The 15158-nt window shown below is 65.9% G+C and carries 12 protein-coding genes and 1 pseudogene; 8 read left to right on the top strand and 5 right to left on the bottom strand.

All coding sequences use genetic code 11. The annotated features are described in order from the left end of the window. The first annotated feature begins 112 nt into the window (after nt 1-112). A complete protein-coding gene (locus MNAB215_RS10345; protein ID WP_077078786.1) occupies nt 113-1258 on the top strand; it encodes an LLM class flavin-dependent oxidoreductase in 1146 nt (381 codons plus the stop codon). Here the strand turns inward: MNAB215_RS10345 and MNAB215_RS10340 are convergent, their stop codons facing one another. Continuing rightward, the gene (locus tag MNAB215_RS10340; protein ID WP_077078785.1) at nt 1259-2713 is read right to left on the bottom strand and encodes an aldehyde dehydrogenase; all 1455 of its coding nucleotides are present in this window, start codon (nt 2711-2713) and stop codon (nt 1259-1261) included. Nucleotides 2714-2722: 9 nt separating this feature from the next. Then, entirely contained in the window at nt 2723-3481 is a 759-nt protein-coding gene (locus MNAB215_RS10335) for an SDR family NAD(P)-dependent oxidoreductase (RefSeq protein ID WP_077078784.1), read from the bottom strand. A 75-nt stretch (nt 3482-3556) separates the two neighbouring features. Between MNAB215_RS10335 and MNAB215_RS10330 the strand changes: the two genes are divergently transcribed. The 5 genes from MNAB215_RS10330 to MNAB215_RS10310 all read left to right on the top strand — a co-directional run bounded on the left by MNAB215_RS10330 (nt 3557) and on the right by MNAB215_RS10310 (nt 7834). Further along, nucleotides 3557-4522 carry a TIGR03621 family F420-dependent LLM class oxidoreductase gene (locus MNAB215_RS10330; RefSeq protein ID WP_077078783.1) on the top strand — a complete coding sequence of 322 codons (966 nt, stop codon included), beginning with the start codon at nt 3557-3559 and terminating at the stop codon, nt 4520-4522. 129 nt (nt 4523-4651) lie between these two features. After that, nucleotides 4652-5548 (top strand): enoyl-CoA hydratase/isomerase family protein, encoded by an 897-nt coding sequence (locus MNAB215_RS10325; protein WP_077078782.1) that lies wholly within the window; start codon nt 4652-4654, stop codon nt 5546-5548. After that, complete coding sequence (locus MNAB215_RS10320) at nt 5545-6870, top strand: aromatic ring-hydroxylating oxygenase subunit alpha (RefSeq protein WP_077078781.1); 1326 nt, start codon at nt 5545-5547, stop codon at nt 6868-6870. The genes MNAB215_RS10325 and MNAB215_RS10320 overlap by 4 nt, the downstream gene beginning before the upstream one ends. Next, the gene (locus MNAB215_RS10315) at nt 6863-7198 is read left to right on the top strand and encodes a hypothetical protein (protein ID WP_077078780.1); all 336 of its coding nucleotides are present in this window, start codon (nt 6863-6865) and stop codon (nt 7196-7198) included. Before MNAB215_RS10320 ends, MNAB215_RS10315 begins: the two co-directional genes overlap by 8 nt. Before the next feature lie 72 nt (nt 7199-7270). Next, the gene (locus tag MNAB215_RS10310; RefSeq protein ID WP_077081908.1) at nt 7271-7834 is read left to right on the top strand and encodes a TetR/AcrR family transcriptional regulator; all 564 of its coding nucleotides are present in this window, start codon (nt 7271-7273) and stop codon (nt 7832-7834) included. Between the two features lie 18 nt (nt 7835-7852). Here the strand turns inward: MNAB215_RS10310 and MNAB215_RS10305 are convergent, their stop codons facing one another. The 3 genes and pseudogenes from MNAB215_RS10305 to MNAB215_RS10295 all read right to left on the bottom strand — a co-directional run bounded on the left by MNAB215_RS10305 (nt 7853) and on the right by MNAB215_RS10295 (nt 12609). Next, on the bottom strand, nt 7853-9055 hold the full coding sequence (locus MNAB215_RS10305; RefSeq protein ID WP_077078779.1) for a cytochrome P450: 1203 nt from the start codon (nt 9053-9055) through the stop codon (nt 7853-7855). Nucleotides 9056-9079: 24 nt separating this feature from the next. Then, nucleotides 9080-9236 (bottom strand): annotated as a pseudogene (locus MNAB215_RS10300) (SDR family mycofactocin-dependent oxidoreductase); the annotation flags it as partial. Nucleotides 9237-9345: 109 nt separating this feature from the next. Next, on the bottom strand, nt 9346-12609 hold the full coding sequence (locus tag MNAB215_RS10295; RefSeq protein WP_077081907.1) for a helix-turn-helix transcriptional regulator: 3264 nt from the start codon (nt 12607-12609) through the stop codon (nt 9346-9348). Nucleotides 12610-12843: 234 nt separating this feature from the next. On the opposite strand from MNAB215_RS10295, the gene lysA reads away from it, so the two are divergent. Together lysA and MNAB215_RS10285 are read left to right on the top strand one after the other, a co-directional pair. Continuing rightward, a complete protein-coding gene (gene lysA / locus MNAB215_RS10290; protein ID WP_077078778.1) occupies nt 12844-14238 on the top strand; it encodes a diaminopimelate decarboxylase in 1395 nt (464 codons plus the stop codon). 11 nt (nt 14239-14249) lie between these two features. After that, the gene (locus tag MNAB215_RS10285; RefSeq protein ID WP_131829100.1) at nt 14250-15086 is read left to right on the top strand and encodes a rhomboid-like protein; all 837 of its coding nucleotides are present in this window, start codon (nt 14250-14252) and stop codon (nt 15084-15086) included. Nucleotides 15087-15158: the final 72 nt, after the last annotated feature.

The following is a 15158-nucleotide window of genomic DNA, read 5'->3' as shown; positions in this document are numbered from 1 at the left end:
GGGATGAAGAGCAAGTCCCCAACCTGCTGGTTTCCTAAACCTGGCGACCAGCACGCCGCCCTCTGGCCGGTTAGGCTGAGACGCCCGTAACCGCGGCCGGAAGGGGCAAACCGTGACCGGATTTCGGGTGGGCGTGGTGGACCCGATTCTTGCTGCGCGGCCCGCCGCCGACGCCTTCACCCGGGCCAACTATCTGACTGCAGTCACGCGGGGAGTCGACTCGTTTTGGGTTCCTGACCACCTGAATCAGTTGTTCCCACGCTCGTTGTGGAAGCAAAAGTATTGCGGCCTGACGAAGCTCGTACCGAAGATTGACGCGGCACTGGAGCCATGGACCATGCTCGGCCACATCGCTGCCCGCAACCGGGTCGGTCGCCTGCGCCTCGGCGTCGGTGTGACCGACAGCGGTCGGCGCAACCCTGCCGTCACTGCGCAGGCCGCCGCGACGTTGCACTTGCTCACCCGCGGGCGGGCGATCTTGGGCATCGGCCCCGGCGAACGGGAAGGAAACGAGCCGTACGGGGTCGACTGGTCCAAACCCGTCGCGCGATTTGAGGAAGCGATGGCCACCATCCGCGCCCTCTGGGATTCGGGCGGCGAACTCGTCAACCGGGACTCGCCCTACTTCCCGCTGCGCGACGCCGTCTTCGAGCTGCCGCCCTACCGCGGCAGGTGGCCCGAGATCTGGATCGCAGGCCACGGCCCGCGAATGCTGCGCGCCGCGGGGCGCTATGGCGACGCCTACTTTCCGTCCTTCCCACACCGGCCGGTGGACTACAAACAACGTCTCGACGCCGTTCGGTCGGCCGCGTCCGACGCCGGGCGCGACCCCATGTCCATCCTCCCGGCGCTGCAGATCTTCGTCGTCACGGGCCGCAGTCACGAAGACGTCGACGAGGCACTCGATTCCGAACTAATCCGGGCTTTTGGGCTGAACGCGTCCGATGAGGTTTTCGGCCGCCACGGTGCACAGCACCCGCTCGGAGCCGGCTTCGCGGGAGCGCAGGACATACTCCCGCACGGCATGGACGAACATACGGCGCTGTCCCACGTCGCTAATGTCCCGGCGGCCGTGCTGAAGGACGCAGCGCTTACCGGAACGCCAGACGAAATCGTCGAGCAGGTCGCGCAGTGGCGTGATTACGGAGTCCGCTACCTGGTACTGGGCAATTTGAGCTTCATGCAGCGCAGCTTGCGCAAGGGGGTCGCGTCGGGCCTATCGTTCAGCCGGATAGTTAACGCGGTCAAGAAGTTCTAGTCAGTTCGGCGCTGCCGCAACCGAAATCGATTGGCTCACGGTGTAACTGTCGATGCCCTCGGTGCCGAGTTCGCGGCCGTAGCCGCTGTTCTTGACGCCGCCGAACGGTGCCGCCGGGTCCATGATGTAGCCCTCGTTGACGCCGAAGGTGCCTGACCGCACCCGAGCCGCGACGCCGTATCCACGCTCGGTGTCGGCGGTGAACACCGAGCCGGCCAGCCCGTATTCGGAATCGTTGGCGATCCGGATCGCCTCGTCCTCGTCACGGTAGGAAATCACGGTCAGCACCGGACCGAAGATCTCCTCGCGCGCGATCCGCATGTCGTTGGTGGCATCACTGAACACCGTCGGCCTTACGTACCAACCGGTTTCGAGCCCATCCGGCATCTCGCTGCCGCCGACCACCAGGCGGGCCCCTTCGTCGCGGCCCGACTCGATGTAGCCGCGGACCCGCTCCTGCTGGCGCTGCGCCACCAGTGGACCGATCTGGGTGTTGGGATCCGCCGGGTCGCCCACCGTCATCGATCGCACGGCGGCCGCCAAGGCGTCGACGAACTCGCCCTTGCGCGCCTCCGGCACCAGGATCCGGCTCAGCGCGTTGCACACCTGGCCGCTGTTGGCCAGGCTGGCCATCTGTATCCCGGTGGCGGTCGCGCCGGGATCGGCGTCGTCGAGCACGATCGCCGCCGACTTGCCGCCCAGCTCGAGGCTTACCGGCTTCGGGCCCTCGGCGCACGCGCGAGCCACCTGCCGGCCGGCGGCCGTCGAACCGGTGAACGACACCTTGTCGACACCGGCATGGCCGACGAGAAGTTCGCCGACATCGCGACCGCCGGGCACCACATTCAGCACGCCGGGCGGCAACCCCGCGGCCTCGACCATTTCCGCGAGCAATTGCGCGTCGAGCACCGACTCGGGCGCGGGCTTGAGCACCACCGAGCAGCCCGCCAGCAGCGCGGGCACCACCTTGGTGACGGTAAGGAATTGCGGCATGTTCCACGGCACCACCGCGGCGACGACGCCGACCGGTTGCTTGGCGATCCGAATGTTCTTGCCGTACAAGCCCGGACGGTCGAGCTGCCATTCGTAATTGGCCGCCAGACCGCAGAAGGCGGAGATCATGGTCAGCGGGAGCCGGACCTGTGCCATCTTGGCGAAGCTGATGGGTGCGCCGATTTCGGCCGATATCAGCGCGGCCATATCGGCGCGGCGCTCCTTGTAGATGTCGGCCAGCCGGCCCAGCGCGTCGATTCGTTCAGCGGGTTGCATGCGCGGCCACGGACCCGCGTCGAACGCGACCCGGGCGGCCTCGACGGCCCGATTCACATCCGCCGGTCCCGCGCAGGCCGCGTGGCCGATGGCCGCTTCGCTGTGCGGCGAGATCACCTCGATGACCGATCCGGATTCCGGCGCTGCCCACTTGCCGTCGATGAAGAGTTCGTCTCGCTGATACATGCGTCCCTCTCAGGTGTTGCGACCGCCGTTGACGCCCAGAATCTGGCCGGTGACGTAGCCGGCCTCTTCGGACACGAAGAAGGCGCACGCGGCGGCGATGTCCTCCGGCCGGCCGACCCGCCGTACCGGTGTGCGTGCGATGTGGTCTTCCACGGTGCCACCGAGCAGGTGGCGCTTCTCGGCGCTGCGCAGCATCGGTGTGTCGATGAACCCGGGCGGTACGGCGTTGACGGTGATGCCGCTCGGGCCGTATTCGAGGGCCAGTGATTTGGTCAGCCCGTTGACGGCCGACTTGGCCGCCACGTAGTGAGCCATGAACGGTTGTCCGGAGTGGGTGCTGGACGACGAGATGTTGACGATGCGTCCCCATCCCGCCTCGACCATGTCGGGGAGCACGGCCTGGATGGTGTGGAACACACCGTTCAGATTGACGTTGATCACCCGGGTCCAGTCGTCGAATCCCATGTCGAGAAACTTCTTGAAACCTTCGACCCCGGCCGCGTTGACCAACACCTGAATCGGGCCGAACGCTTCGCGGATCGCCGATACGGCGGCGTCTACCTGGCCTCGGTCGGTGACGTCGGCGACGTAGCCGGCTCCGTCGTCGGTGGCATCGAGATCGATGACGGCCACGCGAAAGCCGTCGCCGCGCAATCGCTCCGCAACGGCGCGGCCAATTCCGGATGCACCACCGGTTACCACAGCCGTCTTCGCGCTCAAGCGCGCACCCACCTTCCTGAGCGATCGCCCAACTGATTGGCTTCCCATGCCTATCACCCCGCGTCGACGGCGGTCAAGTAACGGGCCTTGAATATCGAACAGCGCCCAATCTAGGGTCCGTGGATGGACAGGCCACCGTTTCGTTTCGCAGTGCAAGCGACCAACGCCGCCGGCGGCCGGCAGTGGCGCGATACCGTTCGCAAGGTCGAAGACCTCGGCTATACAACGCTTTTCCTCGCGGACCACTATCTTGGCCCGGGCCCCGCGCAGCGAGCGGCCCGCACACCCCGACAGGACCTTGCCCCTATCGCGGCGATGGCTGCGGCGGCCGCGGTGACCGAGACGCTGCGCGTTGGGTGCCGGGTGTTTTGCATCGACTATCACGTGCCCGCCGTGCTGGCCAAGGAAGCGGCGACGCTCGATCTGCTCTCCGACGGCCGCCTGGAATTGGGCATCGGAGCCGGCTGGAGCGGCGTCGAATACGACGCGCTGGGCGTCGAGTTCGACCGTCCGGGTAGGCGCATCGCCAAGCTGGCCGAGGTCGTCGCCCTCATCAAGGCACACTGGCAGGGCGACGAGCTGAACTACGCCGGCGACTTCGTCCGTGTGCACGGATACGCGGGGAGGCCACGACCGGTGCAACAACCGCATCCGCCGATCATGATCGGCGGTGGTGGCCAGCGCGTCCTGTCGCTGGCCGGCCGCGAAGCCGACATCGTGAGCATTTCCAGCGTGCCGTTCGTGGCCCGCGACGCCGATGGCCTGGATCCACAAGCCGTCGCGCAGCGCAGGATCGAGTACGTCCGCGCGGCCGCCGGCGAGCGCTACGGCGGGCTTGACGTCGAGAGTTCCCCCTACTTCACCGCGATCACCGACGATCCCGAAACCGTGCTGGCAGAACTGGCGAAGTCGACGGGCCTGGAGGCCGACCTGCTGCGCGACCATCCCAACGTTCTCATCGGCTCGTCGGAAAGCGTTGTGGAACAGCTGCATTCAAGCCGGGAGACACTGGGCGTCAACTACGTCACGGTGCAGCAGACCCAAATCGAGTCCTTCGCCCCCGTGGTGGCCCTGCTGCACGGCCAGTGAGCGTTGCCCGCGGCTTGTCAATGCCTTGACCACCGCGGCCTGAGGTGCGAGCATGGCACCTGGCAGCATTTGGGCGATCGCTCAAATTGCGCAGAGATCAGCTCAGCACTGCGGGAATGAGGCAGCTCTATGGCGAAGCGAACCAGATACAGCGAGTATCAGAACAGCTATGCCAACTACAGGTTCGAACTCACCGACGACGGAATCCTGTTCATGCAGTGCCACACCGATGGTGACAGCCTGGTGTGGAGCTGGAAGGCACACGACGAGATGTCGGACGCGTTCGCCGACATCGCGGGCGATCGCGAGATCAAGGTGCTCATCCACACCGGCACGGGGGAGAACTACAACGCCAACTGGGGTCGCCTACCCAACGGCGAACCGCCGGAGCACCCCATCTACCAAGCCATGCCCGATATCCGCGGAACGAACAAGCTCGACGAGAAGGCCTGGTACGCAAGGCATCTGATCTTCAATGTGCTCGATGTCGACGTGCCGATGATCAGTGCGGTCAACGGCCCGTGCAACATGCACTCAGAGGTGCCAATCATGGGCGACATCGTGCTGGCCTCCGAGGACGCCTACTTCCAGGACGCGTCGCACTTTCCGCGCGGGCAGGTGCCCGGCGACGGTCAGCACGTGATCTGGAGCGTCCTGGCCGGGCACAACCGCGCGCGCTACTTCCTGCTCACCGGCCAGAAGCTCAGCGCCCAAGAAGCCAAGGACTGGGGCGTGGTCAACGAGGTACTCCCTAAGGACAAGCTGCTGGACCGGGCCTGGGAGCATGCCCGGGAACTGATCAAGCGGCCACCGCTGACGCTGCGCTACACGCGCCAGCTCTTCACCAACCCGCTCAAGCGCGCGTTCGTCAACGAGCTCGGCCACGGGCTGGGGCGCGAAACCTATGCCCAGCGCGTGTTCTTCCCGTTCGGTGGCGAGATGGCCCCACTGGATCGGGCATGGGACCAAGAGCCCTGGTCCACTACGGCAAACGGTGGCCAGCACAGTGAAGGAGTCCCCTCGTGACTAGCATCCAGCAGCGGCTCTCGACGGGCCGTGGCAAGTTCACCACCGACTATCCCGAACTCGGCACCGCACCCGTCAACTACGAGGACTCGATCTCCGAGGAGTTCTTCGCCGACGAACGCAAGGCGGTGTTCGAGCGAAACTGGTTGTGCGTCGGGCGAATCGAGCGGCTGCCGCGCAAGGGGTCCTACTTCACCCGCGACCTGCCGGGGCGTCTTGCCTCGATCGTGATCGCCCGCGATCGGGACGACACCGTGCACGCGTTCCACAATGTCTGCGCCCACCGGGGCAACAAGGTGGTGTGGCAGGAGCATCCCGGCCGGGAAAGCTCGGGAAGCTGCCGCGCGTTCTCCTGCAAGTACCACGGTTGGCGCTACGGTCTGGACGGCAAGGTCAACCACATCACCAACGAGGGCGAGTTTTTCAACCTGGACAAGAGCACCCTGCGGATGCCGCCGGTGCACTGCGAAGTCTGGGCGGGTTTCATCTTCATCAATCTCGCCGACGACCCGGTCCCGCTGCGCAGTTTCCTCGGCGACGGACTGCTGCCGATCGAGGCCTACCCGTTCGAGAAGATGACGCAGCACTACGGCTTTTCCACCCGGATCAACGGGAACTGGAAGCTGGCCGTCGACTCGGTCTGCGAGTGGTATCACCCGCCGTATGTGCACGGTCGCTTCATCGATCCCGATGTCGCCAAGGCCGAGAAGATGGTGCCGCCCGTCGACTCCTATCATTACGATCTATTCCGGCCGCACATGCTGACCTCGGTTCCCGGACCGCCGCCGCTGCCGGCCCGCGAGCCCGGTACCGCCGGACCCGCCCGCCAAGACCAACGCTGGGTCTACAAGCTCTTCCGCGCAGGGCTTTTCGGGCCCGACGACATTCCCGATATCGGCCTGGAGAACGGGGGCCTGGGCGAGTCCGGGTTCCTCAACCGCGGCGGCATCGCGTCCTGGGGCAACGACCAGTTCTGGGTCTTCCCGAACATCTCCATCCAGCTGTGGGCCCGCAATTACTACATCACCTATACCTACTGGCCCGAGACCGTCGATACGCACATCTACGAGATCGACATGTATTTCGTACCGCCGGCCAACGCGACCGACCGCCTGGCGCAGGAATTGGTGGTGGACAGCACGATCGAGTTCGCGATGCAAGACGTGAACACCATCGAGGCCACCCATTCCGCGCTGAAAACCCGGGCGCAGAACACTTTTCACCTCAGCGACCAGGAGCTGCTGATCCGCCAGTTCCACACCGTCATCCGCGACACGGTGGACGGCTATCGCGCCGCCAACACGAAGAGGCAAGATGTCTGATTCAGGATTGCCCGATGGGTTCGCCGATCTCGATCCCTTTGTCGCCGACTGGGCGCTGCCGACCCGGGCTCAGCGCTACGAGGCGCGACTTTCCAAGCCCTACGACGATCTGGTCTCGTTCTACGACGCCGTGGCGCCCAGGGCCGAAGAAGCCATCGCCTACCTGAATGGGCTCGACATCAATGACCTGCCGGACGACGCCGAAAAGCTGCTGCAGCTGCTGTATTCGATGATCCTGGTCTCCTACGCCGTCAACGTGTTCAAGCAGAATCGGATCCCGGATTCGGGTGCCGCGTTCTTCGACATGGTCGCCGAACCGGCCGTGTAACAGAACATGTGATAGGACCACAATGTGACGGCATCCGAACGGCCAAAGGCCCGCGACTCGAGCACGCGCGACATGCTGGTCGACGCGACCAGCCAGATCATGCTCGAGGAGGGCTACGCCGCGGCCACCTCGCGCCGCGTCGCCGCCAAGGCCGGCGTCAAGCCGGCGCTGGTGCATTACTACTTCCCCACGATGGACGACCTGTATCTGGCCGTCTTCCGCCGCGGTGCGGCGGGATACTTGGAGAGCCAGCAGAAGGCGTTGTCGTCGGACCGCCCACTGCATTCCTTCTGGGATACCCTCATCGCCCCGAAGGACACCAGGTTGCTGCTGGAGTTCATGGGGCTTGCCAACCACCGCAAGGAGATCCGGGCCGAGATCGCGGCCTGGTCGGAGCGGTGGCGCGAAATGCAGATCACCGCGCTGAACTTCATCGTCCGCGAACATGACCTCGATGCAAGCGAATTCCCGCCTGCCGGCCTCGCCGTCATCATCGCGGCGATCGGCCGGACCCTGATCCTCGAGGAGGGGCTGGGCTCCTCCGGCGGTCACACCGAGGCCGTCGCACTGGTCAACAGATTCCTGGACCGCTTCGAGATGCCCGAACCCAAGACTCGCCGGGGCCGCGGCGCATAGGGTTGACCGAAAGCACTTTCAGGGCAGTATGATTCGCAGCTTTTCCCAGCCCCGGACGGTGGACGTCGGCGCCAATTCCGCCGTGCCGTAGTCGATATCCCATTCCGGCCAGCGGTTGAGGATCTCGTCCAGCGCTACGCTGCCCTCCAGTCGGGCCAGGTTGGCGCCCAGGCAGTAGTGCACGCCCTTCCCGAAGGTGATGTGCGAGATGTTGTCGCGGTGGATGTTGAAGGTGTCCGGGTCCTGGTACCGAGCCGGGTCACGATTGGCGGCGCCGAACAGCAGCAGCATTGCGCTGCCGGCGGGGACGGTGGTGCCGTAGCACTCGAAATCCCTTGCCATCCAACGGGCCACATGCGGGCCGGTGGGCTCAAACCGCAAGGTCTCATCGACGGTGCGAATCAGCAGCGACCGGTCCTGATGGATTTCCCGGCGCTGATCGGGATGCTCGGCGAGCACCTTGGCGAGCCAGCCGATCAGCCGGCCCGTCGTCTCGTTGCCCGCACCGGCCACCACCTGCGTGTAGTGCAGCACCTCCTTGCGGGTCAGCTTGCGGTGCACCCCGTTCTCATCGTCGAACTCCACGTTGAGCAGCGTCGTCATCAGGTCGTCGGACGGGTTCTTGGATCGCCACTCGACGTAGTCGGCGTAAATCCGGCCGTCGGCGATGGAGTCGGCGTTGGCGATCTTCAGCGGCGCGCCGGGCTTGGTCCGCAGGTTGGCGTCGTTGGCATCGCGCACCGAAATCTGCTCTGACTCCGGGATTCCCAGCAGCATCCCGATCACCCGCATCGGCATCATCGACGCCAGCTCGGCAATGATGTCGAATCCGCCCGACCCAACAAGGGGATCCAGGCACCGCACACAATACGCGCGGATCTGGTCCTCGATGGCGGCCATCCGGCGCGGCGTGAACACGCGCGACATCAGCCCGCGCAGCATCGTGTGTTCGGGTGGGTCTTGGAACATCATGACGCCGCCGGGCATCTCGAATTTCGACTTCACCAATTCCAGGATGTCGCTGCGGCGGCTGGAGAAAGCCTGCCAGTTCGCCAGCGCCTTCTCGACATCGGAATGCCGTGATATCGCCCAGAAGTCGTACTTCTCGTTATAGTAGACGGGCGCCTCCTCGCGCAGCCGCGCGTAGGTGGGGTAGGGGTCGGCATTGATGCCGACATCGTAGGGGTCGTAGTAGACGTCCGTCTGGTTGGCGACAGTCATCAGCGCTTCCTTACTTCAGGCAGCTTCCGGCATCGCACCGTCGGCCGGTGACGCTTCGAATTTGCGGCAGATGTCGACGGCGATGATGTCGGCGCCTTCCTGCGCCAGGCGGACCGGGGCTTCTGCCCTGTCCGCGTGCCGCACCGGTGACGAATGCGACCTTGCCATCCATCCGGCCCATTGCCACCTCCCGCCGGCTATTGGGCGATCGCCCAATTTTGTGGCGCAGGCCATGTTTAGCAGCATCGAGATGAGCGCGTCAAGGCCCTGACTAGGTCGCGAGTGCGGCATCAATCAGGGTGGCCGTCGCGGCCGGCCGCTTGCTGGGCGAGCTGGACGCGAGAGCTCAGTCCCAGCTTGGTGTAGACGTGCGTGAGATGCGACTGCACGGTACGTGGTGAGACGAAAAGCCTTGTGGCGATGTCGTTGTTGCCGAGTCCTTCGCTGACCAGCCGAACTACGTCCAGCTCGGTTGGCGTGAGTGAACCCCAGCCGCTGGCCGGACGTTTGCGTTGGCCGCGGCCGCGCTGCGCATAGGCAATCGCCTCCTCGGTCGACAGGCCGGCGCCCTCTGCCCATGCGGAGTTAAACTCCTTGTCGCCCAGCGCCTCTCGCAATGCCGCTACCGAGGCTTCGTAGGCGGCGTCCCACACCTTGAACCGCACTGCGCCGATACGTTCCCGGATGGCGTATGCCGCACCGAACAGCCGGGCCGCCTCGCGCTGACCGCCCGCCTCGTCGGCTAGAGCGCCGAGGCACTCCAGGTTGTCGGGAACGTACACGTACGCGGACAAGCTGACGGCAATCGCGAGCGCGTCGTGAGCGTCGCGCTCGGCCTGCTCTGACTCACCCTGTGCGGCCGCCACCCGCGCACGGGTGGCCAGCGCCGACGTCATCACCCGGCCCGGCGCCGTCGCGACCGCTTCGTCGGCCCAGCGCCGAGCCGCGATCAGATCCCCGCTCGCCAGCGCGGCCTGCGCGATGGCGGGGCGCAGGTGCGCCGCATATCCGGGAAGAACACTCCCGTGCTCCCAGGCCGCCGCGGTCGCGTCGCGCGCCGTCCCGACGTCGCCGGCGGCCAGGGCCGCGCTTGCCAACGCGAAGTACCCAATGCTCACGGCGAGCGCGCCAAATTCAGCTGCGGACTCGAGGCTGGCGTCGGCCGCGGCTCGGGCCGCGTCCGTCTCACCCGTTAAGGCCAGGGCGGTGCCCTGATGCGCGCGGCTCACCACCGCATGGATCCCATCGTGAGCGGCCTCAGCCTCGGTGGCCACCGCGGCGAATTGTGCAACCGCTGCGGCCAGGTCGCCCTGCCAGAGTTGCGCCACTCCGAGGCACACACGGCAGTGGCGCGAGTTGGCCCCGTCGCCAATCGCGTTGGCGAGGTCGCGTCCTTCTTCCGCGGTCGCGACCGCGACCGGGTTACCGGTGGCGATCGCCGCGCTTGCCTGCCAGGTCAAGATCTGGCTGAGCCGCCACCTATCGTCCAACTCCCGGGCGAGTTCGGCCGCCTCGGCGAAGAACTCCTCTGCCAGCTCGGCGTTGTAGGCGGCCGCCAGTCCGCAGGCGGTGAGTGCCCTGGCGAGCGCCGCAGCATCGTCGATGTCGCGCGCGAGCACCAGGGCTTGCTGTGCCCGATTCAGGCCGTCGGCGGTGGCAGAGATCGTGTCAAGCACCGCTATGTCAGCCAGCGACCTGGCACGTACCGCGGCCGCCACTTCGGGGTCTTGCGCGACCTCGTCGGTGAGAACAGTGTCGAACCACGTCAGCCCTTCCAGGATGCGTCCTCGCGCTAACCAAAGCGGCAGCAGAGACGACGCCAGCGCCAGTGCCAGTTCGATGTCCGAGTTCTCGCAACTCCACCCAAACGCGGCCCGCAGATTGTCGATGTCGATCTCGGCCCGCTCGAGACGCTGCTCGTAGTCACTGCCTGCCGGCGCATCGACCGCGGCGGCCAGCGCCGTGTAATGGTCGCGGTGGCGTGACCGCACGGCGTCGGCGTCGCCGGATTCGCCGAGCTTTTCCAGGGCGTATTGGCGCACCGTCTCCAACAGGCGATACCGAGTTCGACCCCGGCTGTCCTCGGCGACCACCAATGACTTGTCGACGAGCAGGGTGAGCTGGTCGAGCACCTGGTAGCGCTCCACATCACCGCCGCCGGCGACCGCTTGGGCGGCCTCGAGGTCGAAACCACCCAGAAATGACGCCAGTCGGCGAAACAACACCCGTTCGGGTTCGGTCAACAGGGCGTGTGACCAGTCCACCGAGGCGCGCAACGTCTGCTGGCGGCGAACCGCAGTACGCGCACCGCCGGTCAGCAGCCGGAACCGGTCATGCAGGCTGTCGAGGATCTCGCCCAGCGACAAAGCCCGCACCCGTGCCGCCGCCAGCTCGATGGCCAGCGGCACCCCGTCGAGGCGCCGACAGATCTCCGTGATCGTCGCGACGTTGTCGTCGCCGACGGCGAAATCGGGCCGGGCATGGCGTGCCCGGTCGGCGAACAACTCGATGGCGTCATCGGCCAGCGACAGCGACGGCACCCGCCAGCCCACCTCACCGGCCACTCCGATCGCCTCACGGCTGGTGGCGAGCAAGGTCAGCCCCGGACCGGCACCCAGGAGAGCGACGACCAGCTCGGTGCTTGCGTCCAGCAGATGCTCGCAGTTATCCAGCACCACCAGCATCTGGCGATCGGCGACAAAACGGGCGATCGTGTCCGTCGTCGAGCGACCCGGCTGGTCGGGCAACCCGAATGCGCGGGCCACCGCCGTCGGGACAACAGCGGGATCGGTGATCGGCGCCAGATCCACATACCAAGCCCCGTCAGCGAACTCGCCGGCCAGTTGACCCGCGACCTGGGTCGCCAGCCGCGTTTTGCCCACCCCGCCGGCTCCAGTCAAAGTCACCAGCCGGTTGCCGGCCAGCAACTCCCCCACCTGGGTCAGGTCGGCGCTCCGGCCCACGAAGCTCGACAGTTGCACGGGAATACGTTGGGAGACAACCACTTTAGCTATGCGCAACGGTGGGAACTCGTTGACAAGATCGGGATGGCACAACTGGACCACGTGCTCGGGGCGGGGCAGATCACGAAGCGGATGACTACCCAGATCCGTCATCCACGCGTCGGCCGGAAGCCGGTCGATGACCAACTGCTCGGCGGCACCCGACAGCAGGGTCTGGCCGCCGTGGCCCAGATCGCGCAGCCGTGCGGTCCGGTTAATCGTCGGACCGATGTAGTTGCCTTCGTCGCGTAGCTGAATCTCGCCGCTGTGGATCCCGATGCGCAGCCGGATCGGGGCCAGGGGCGCACGCTGCAACTCCAATGCAGCCGCGACCGCGTCGGAGGTGCGGGCGAACGCCGCCACGAAGCTATCGCCCTCACCCTGTTCGACCGGCCGCACACCGTCGTGCGCGGCGAGGATGTCCGACACCGTCTGATTCAGGCGGGCGATGGCCGCGGTCATCTCCGCGGGCTGGGTTTCCCACAGCCGCGTCGAGCCCTCGACATCAGCCAGCAGCAAAGTGACCGTGCCGGTCGGCAAAAGCCCGCTCACGCCAAGTTCGCTCCAGTCGACAAGCGACGCGTCCGCACGTGGATCAATCTCGCTCATAGTAGCCAGCTTGCTGTGCGCCAGGTCACCAAAACATCAGCGCAAACGCGGAGATTGCGGCCCATCAAGGCGCAGATTCATGGTCTGCCGTACTTGATCCGTGAAGATTCATCACCTGCGTGTGAAAGCTTCGTTAAGAACGAGGCGCTCTGCCGATTCGGCCCGCATCTTGGAAGCATGACGCTGTTCGAGGTGCTGCCTTCAGTGCGGCAGGGTTCGATCGCGCGCCTGGACCCGGCGATTTGGCCGCTGGGCACCGATATCGACGAGTTCGGCCAGCTGCGCGTCGGCGGTGTGGCCCTCACCGAGGTCGCCGCCGAGTTCGGCACACCCAGCTATGTGATAGACGAAGATGACTTTCGGGCCCGGATCCGGTCCTATCGGGCCGCCCTGCCCGGAGTAGAGCTGGTCTACGCCGGTAAAGCGCTGTTGAGCACGGCGGTGGCCGAGTGGGCCGCCGCCGAAGGCGCCGGCGTCGAGGTCTGCTCGGGCGGCGAACTTGCCATCGCGCTGGCCGGCGAAGTCCCACCGGAACGCATCGTCCTGAGCGGCGACGCGAAAACCGCGAATGAACTGCACGACGCGGTGGCGGCCGGGGTGGGGCGCATTGTGGTCGACTCACCGAGCGAGATCGCGCTGCTCGCCACTCGGGTGGGCCGACGCCAGCGGGTGCTGGTCCGGGTGATTCCCGACATCGACATCGACGGGCATCACGCAGTCTGCGCCGGGGAGTGCGATCAGAAGTTCGGCTTCGCCGTGGCGGATGGCCAGGCGGCCGGCGCGGTGAAGCGTGTCCTGGACCAGCCGTGGCTGGACCTGGTGGGGCTGCACTGCCAACTCGGCTCGCAGCTCGCCGAGACCGGCCTCTACGGCGAGGCGATCCGGCAGATGATCGGCTTGATGGCCGAGGTTCGCGACAGGCATCAGGTCGTGCTGTCCGAACTTAACCTCGGCGGCGGATACGCGGTCCCGTATGTCGCCGGCGACCCGGAATTCGACCCGGGTGCGTTCTGGGTGGCCATCGACGCGGCCCTGGCGTGCGCGTGTGCGGAATACAGTTATCCGCGCCCACAGATCGTGATCGAGCCCGGCCGCGCGATTGCCGCGCGTGCGGGCATCACCCTGTATCGGGTGATCGCCGTCAAGCAACAGCCGGGCGGTCGCACCTTCGTGGCGGTGGACGGCGGCGTCAGCGACAACCCTCGGGCGGCCCGCTGCGGTTCGAAATACACAGTGTCCCTGGCCAATCGGCACGCACGATGCGTGAGCGCGCCCGTCACGGTCGTCGGGCGGCATTGCGATCCCGGCGACGAGATCGCCCGTGACATCGAGTTGCCGGCTGACATCCGCCCCGGGGACCTACTGGCGGTGGCCTGCACCGGTGCCTACCACCACTCCATGTCATCGAGCTCGAACCTGATCGGCCGCCCACCGCTGATCTCCGTTGCCGACGGACGATCCCGCGCATTGGTGCGCCGCGAAACCATCGCCGACCTGCTGGCCCGCGACTGCGGCTGGGCCGGCCAACGCGGCACCGCGGCGGTGGTGAGCGGCAGACTAGGTGGGGAATAACCGTGTCCGACATGGCTGTTGACAACACCGTGCTGAGCGTCGAAAAGCGTTGGGCAAGAGTGGTTCCGTGGTTGGGGTCGTTGCGCATCACGGCGCTATACGCTGTGGTGTTGGTCTCGTTCGAAGTCGCTCTGACACAGCTTGGTTCGCAGAAACGCGATGCCGTCGTGAGCCAGATGAGTACCAACTTGCACAACCTGTCCCACGGTCACTTCAGCACGCTGATTGGTAGCGCGTTCGTCAGCGACGGAGGTGACATCGTCGCCTGGCTACCGGGGCTGGTCTGCTTGCTTGCTCTCGGTGAATTAATCTGGCGCGGTAGGGGTTTGCTCATCGCTTTCGCGATCGGTCATATCGGCGCCACGTTGCTGGTCGCGGTATGGCTGACATTCGCGGTGTTGGCGGGATGGCTGCCCATTTCCATCGCGCACGCCACCGACGTGGGGGTCAGTTACGGCGCGGTGTCTGTTCTGGGCGCGCTGACGGCATCGATACCGTCGCGCTGGCGGACGGCCTGGATCGGATGGTGGCTTGGCACCGCAGTGACAGTGGCTTCGAGCGCGGACTTCACCGCGATTGGCCACGTGTTGGCGTTGCTACTGGGCATCGGTTTGTCCTACCGGCTGCGCGCGATAGTCAGCTGGACTCCCCTGCATGTGGGGTTGTTGATCGGCGGCGTCACGTTCGCGTATTTCGTGGTGTCCGGGCCATCGGCGATGGCATTGATCGGTGGACTGACCGGCATAGTGCTCGGGCTGTTCGCCAATCGGGAAGTCCGTTCGACCACCGTCAAGGGACGAATGCGACTGCAGCAACCGGAATTTCTTGATGCCCCCAGTCGTGCGTGAGTTCTCCTAGCTATTGCTCGTGGTTCGGTCGTAGCTAGGGAAAGCCGCAGAGTGCCATCCCGCTTAATCCCC

This window comes from Mycobacterium numidiamassiliense, from assembly GCF_900157365.1.
Lineage (GTDB): Bacteria > Actinomycetota > Actinomycetes > Mycobacteriales > Mycobacteriaceae > Mycobacterium > Mycobacterium numidiamassiliense.
The sequence above is the reverse complement of the archived record's forward strand: the minus strand, read 5'-3'. Positions and strand labels throughout refer to the sequence as shown.

Bases quoted from the DNA above. Each gene is read 5' to 3' on its own strand.
- MNAB215_RS10340 (WP_077078785.1), bottom strand. From the start codon at position 2,713: ATGTATCAGCGAGACGAACTCTTCATCGACGGCAAGTGGGCAGCGCCG.
- MNAB215_RS10335 (WP_077078784.1), bottom strand. From the start codon at position 3,481: ATGGGAAGCCAATCAGTTGGGCGATCGCTCAGGAAGGTGGGTGCGCGC.
- MNAB215_RS10330 (WP_077078783.1), top strand. From the start codon at position 3,557: ATGGACAGGCCACCGTTTCGTTTCGCAGTGCAAGCGACCAACGCCGCC.
- MNAB215_RS10325 (WP_077078782.1), top strand. From the start codon at position 4,652: ATGGCGAAGCGAACCAGATACAGCGAGTATCAGAACAGCTATGCCAAC.
- MNAB215_RS10315 (WP_077078780.1), top strand. From the start codon at position 6,863: ATGTCTGATTCAGGATTGCCCGATGGGTTCGCCGATCTCGATCCCTTT.
- MNAB215_RS10310 (WP_077081908.1), top strand. From the start codon at position 7,271: ATGCTGGTCGACGCGACCAGCCAGATCATGCTCGAGGAGGGCTACGCC.
- MNAB215_RS10305 (WP_077078779.1), bottom strand. From the start codon at position 9,055: ATGACTGTCGCCAACCAGACGGACGTCTACTACGACCCCTACGATGTC.
- lysA (WP_077078778.1), top strand. From the start codon at position 12,844: ATGACGCTGTTCGAGGTGCTGCCTTCAGTGCGGCAGGGTTCGATCGCG.
- MNAB215_RS10285 (WP_131829100.1), top strand. From the start codon at position 14,250: ATGGCTGTTGACAACACCGTGCTGAGCGTCGAAAAGCGTTGGGCAAGA.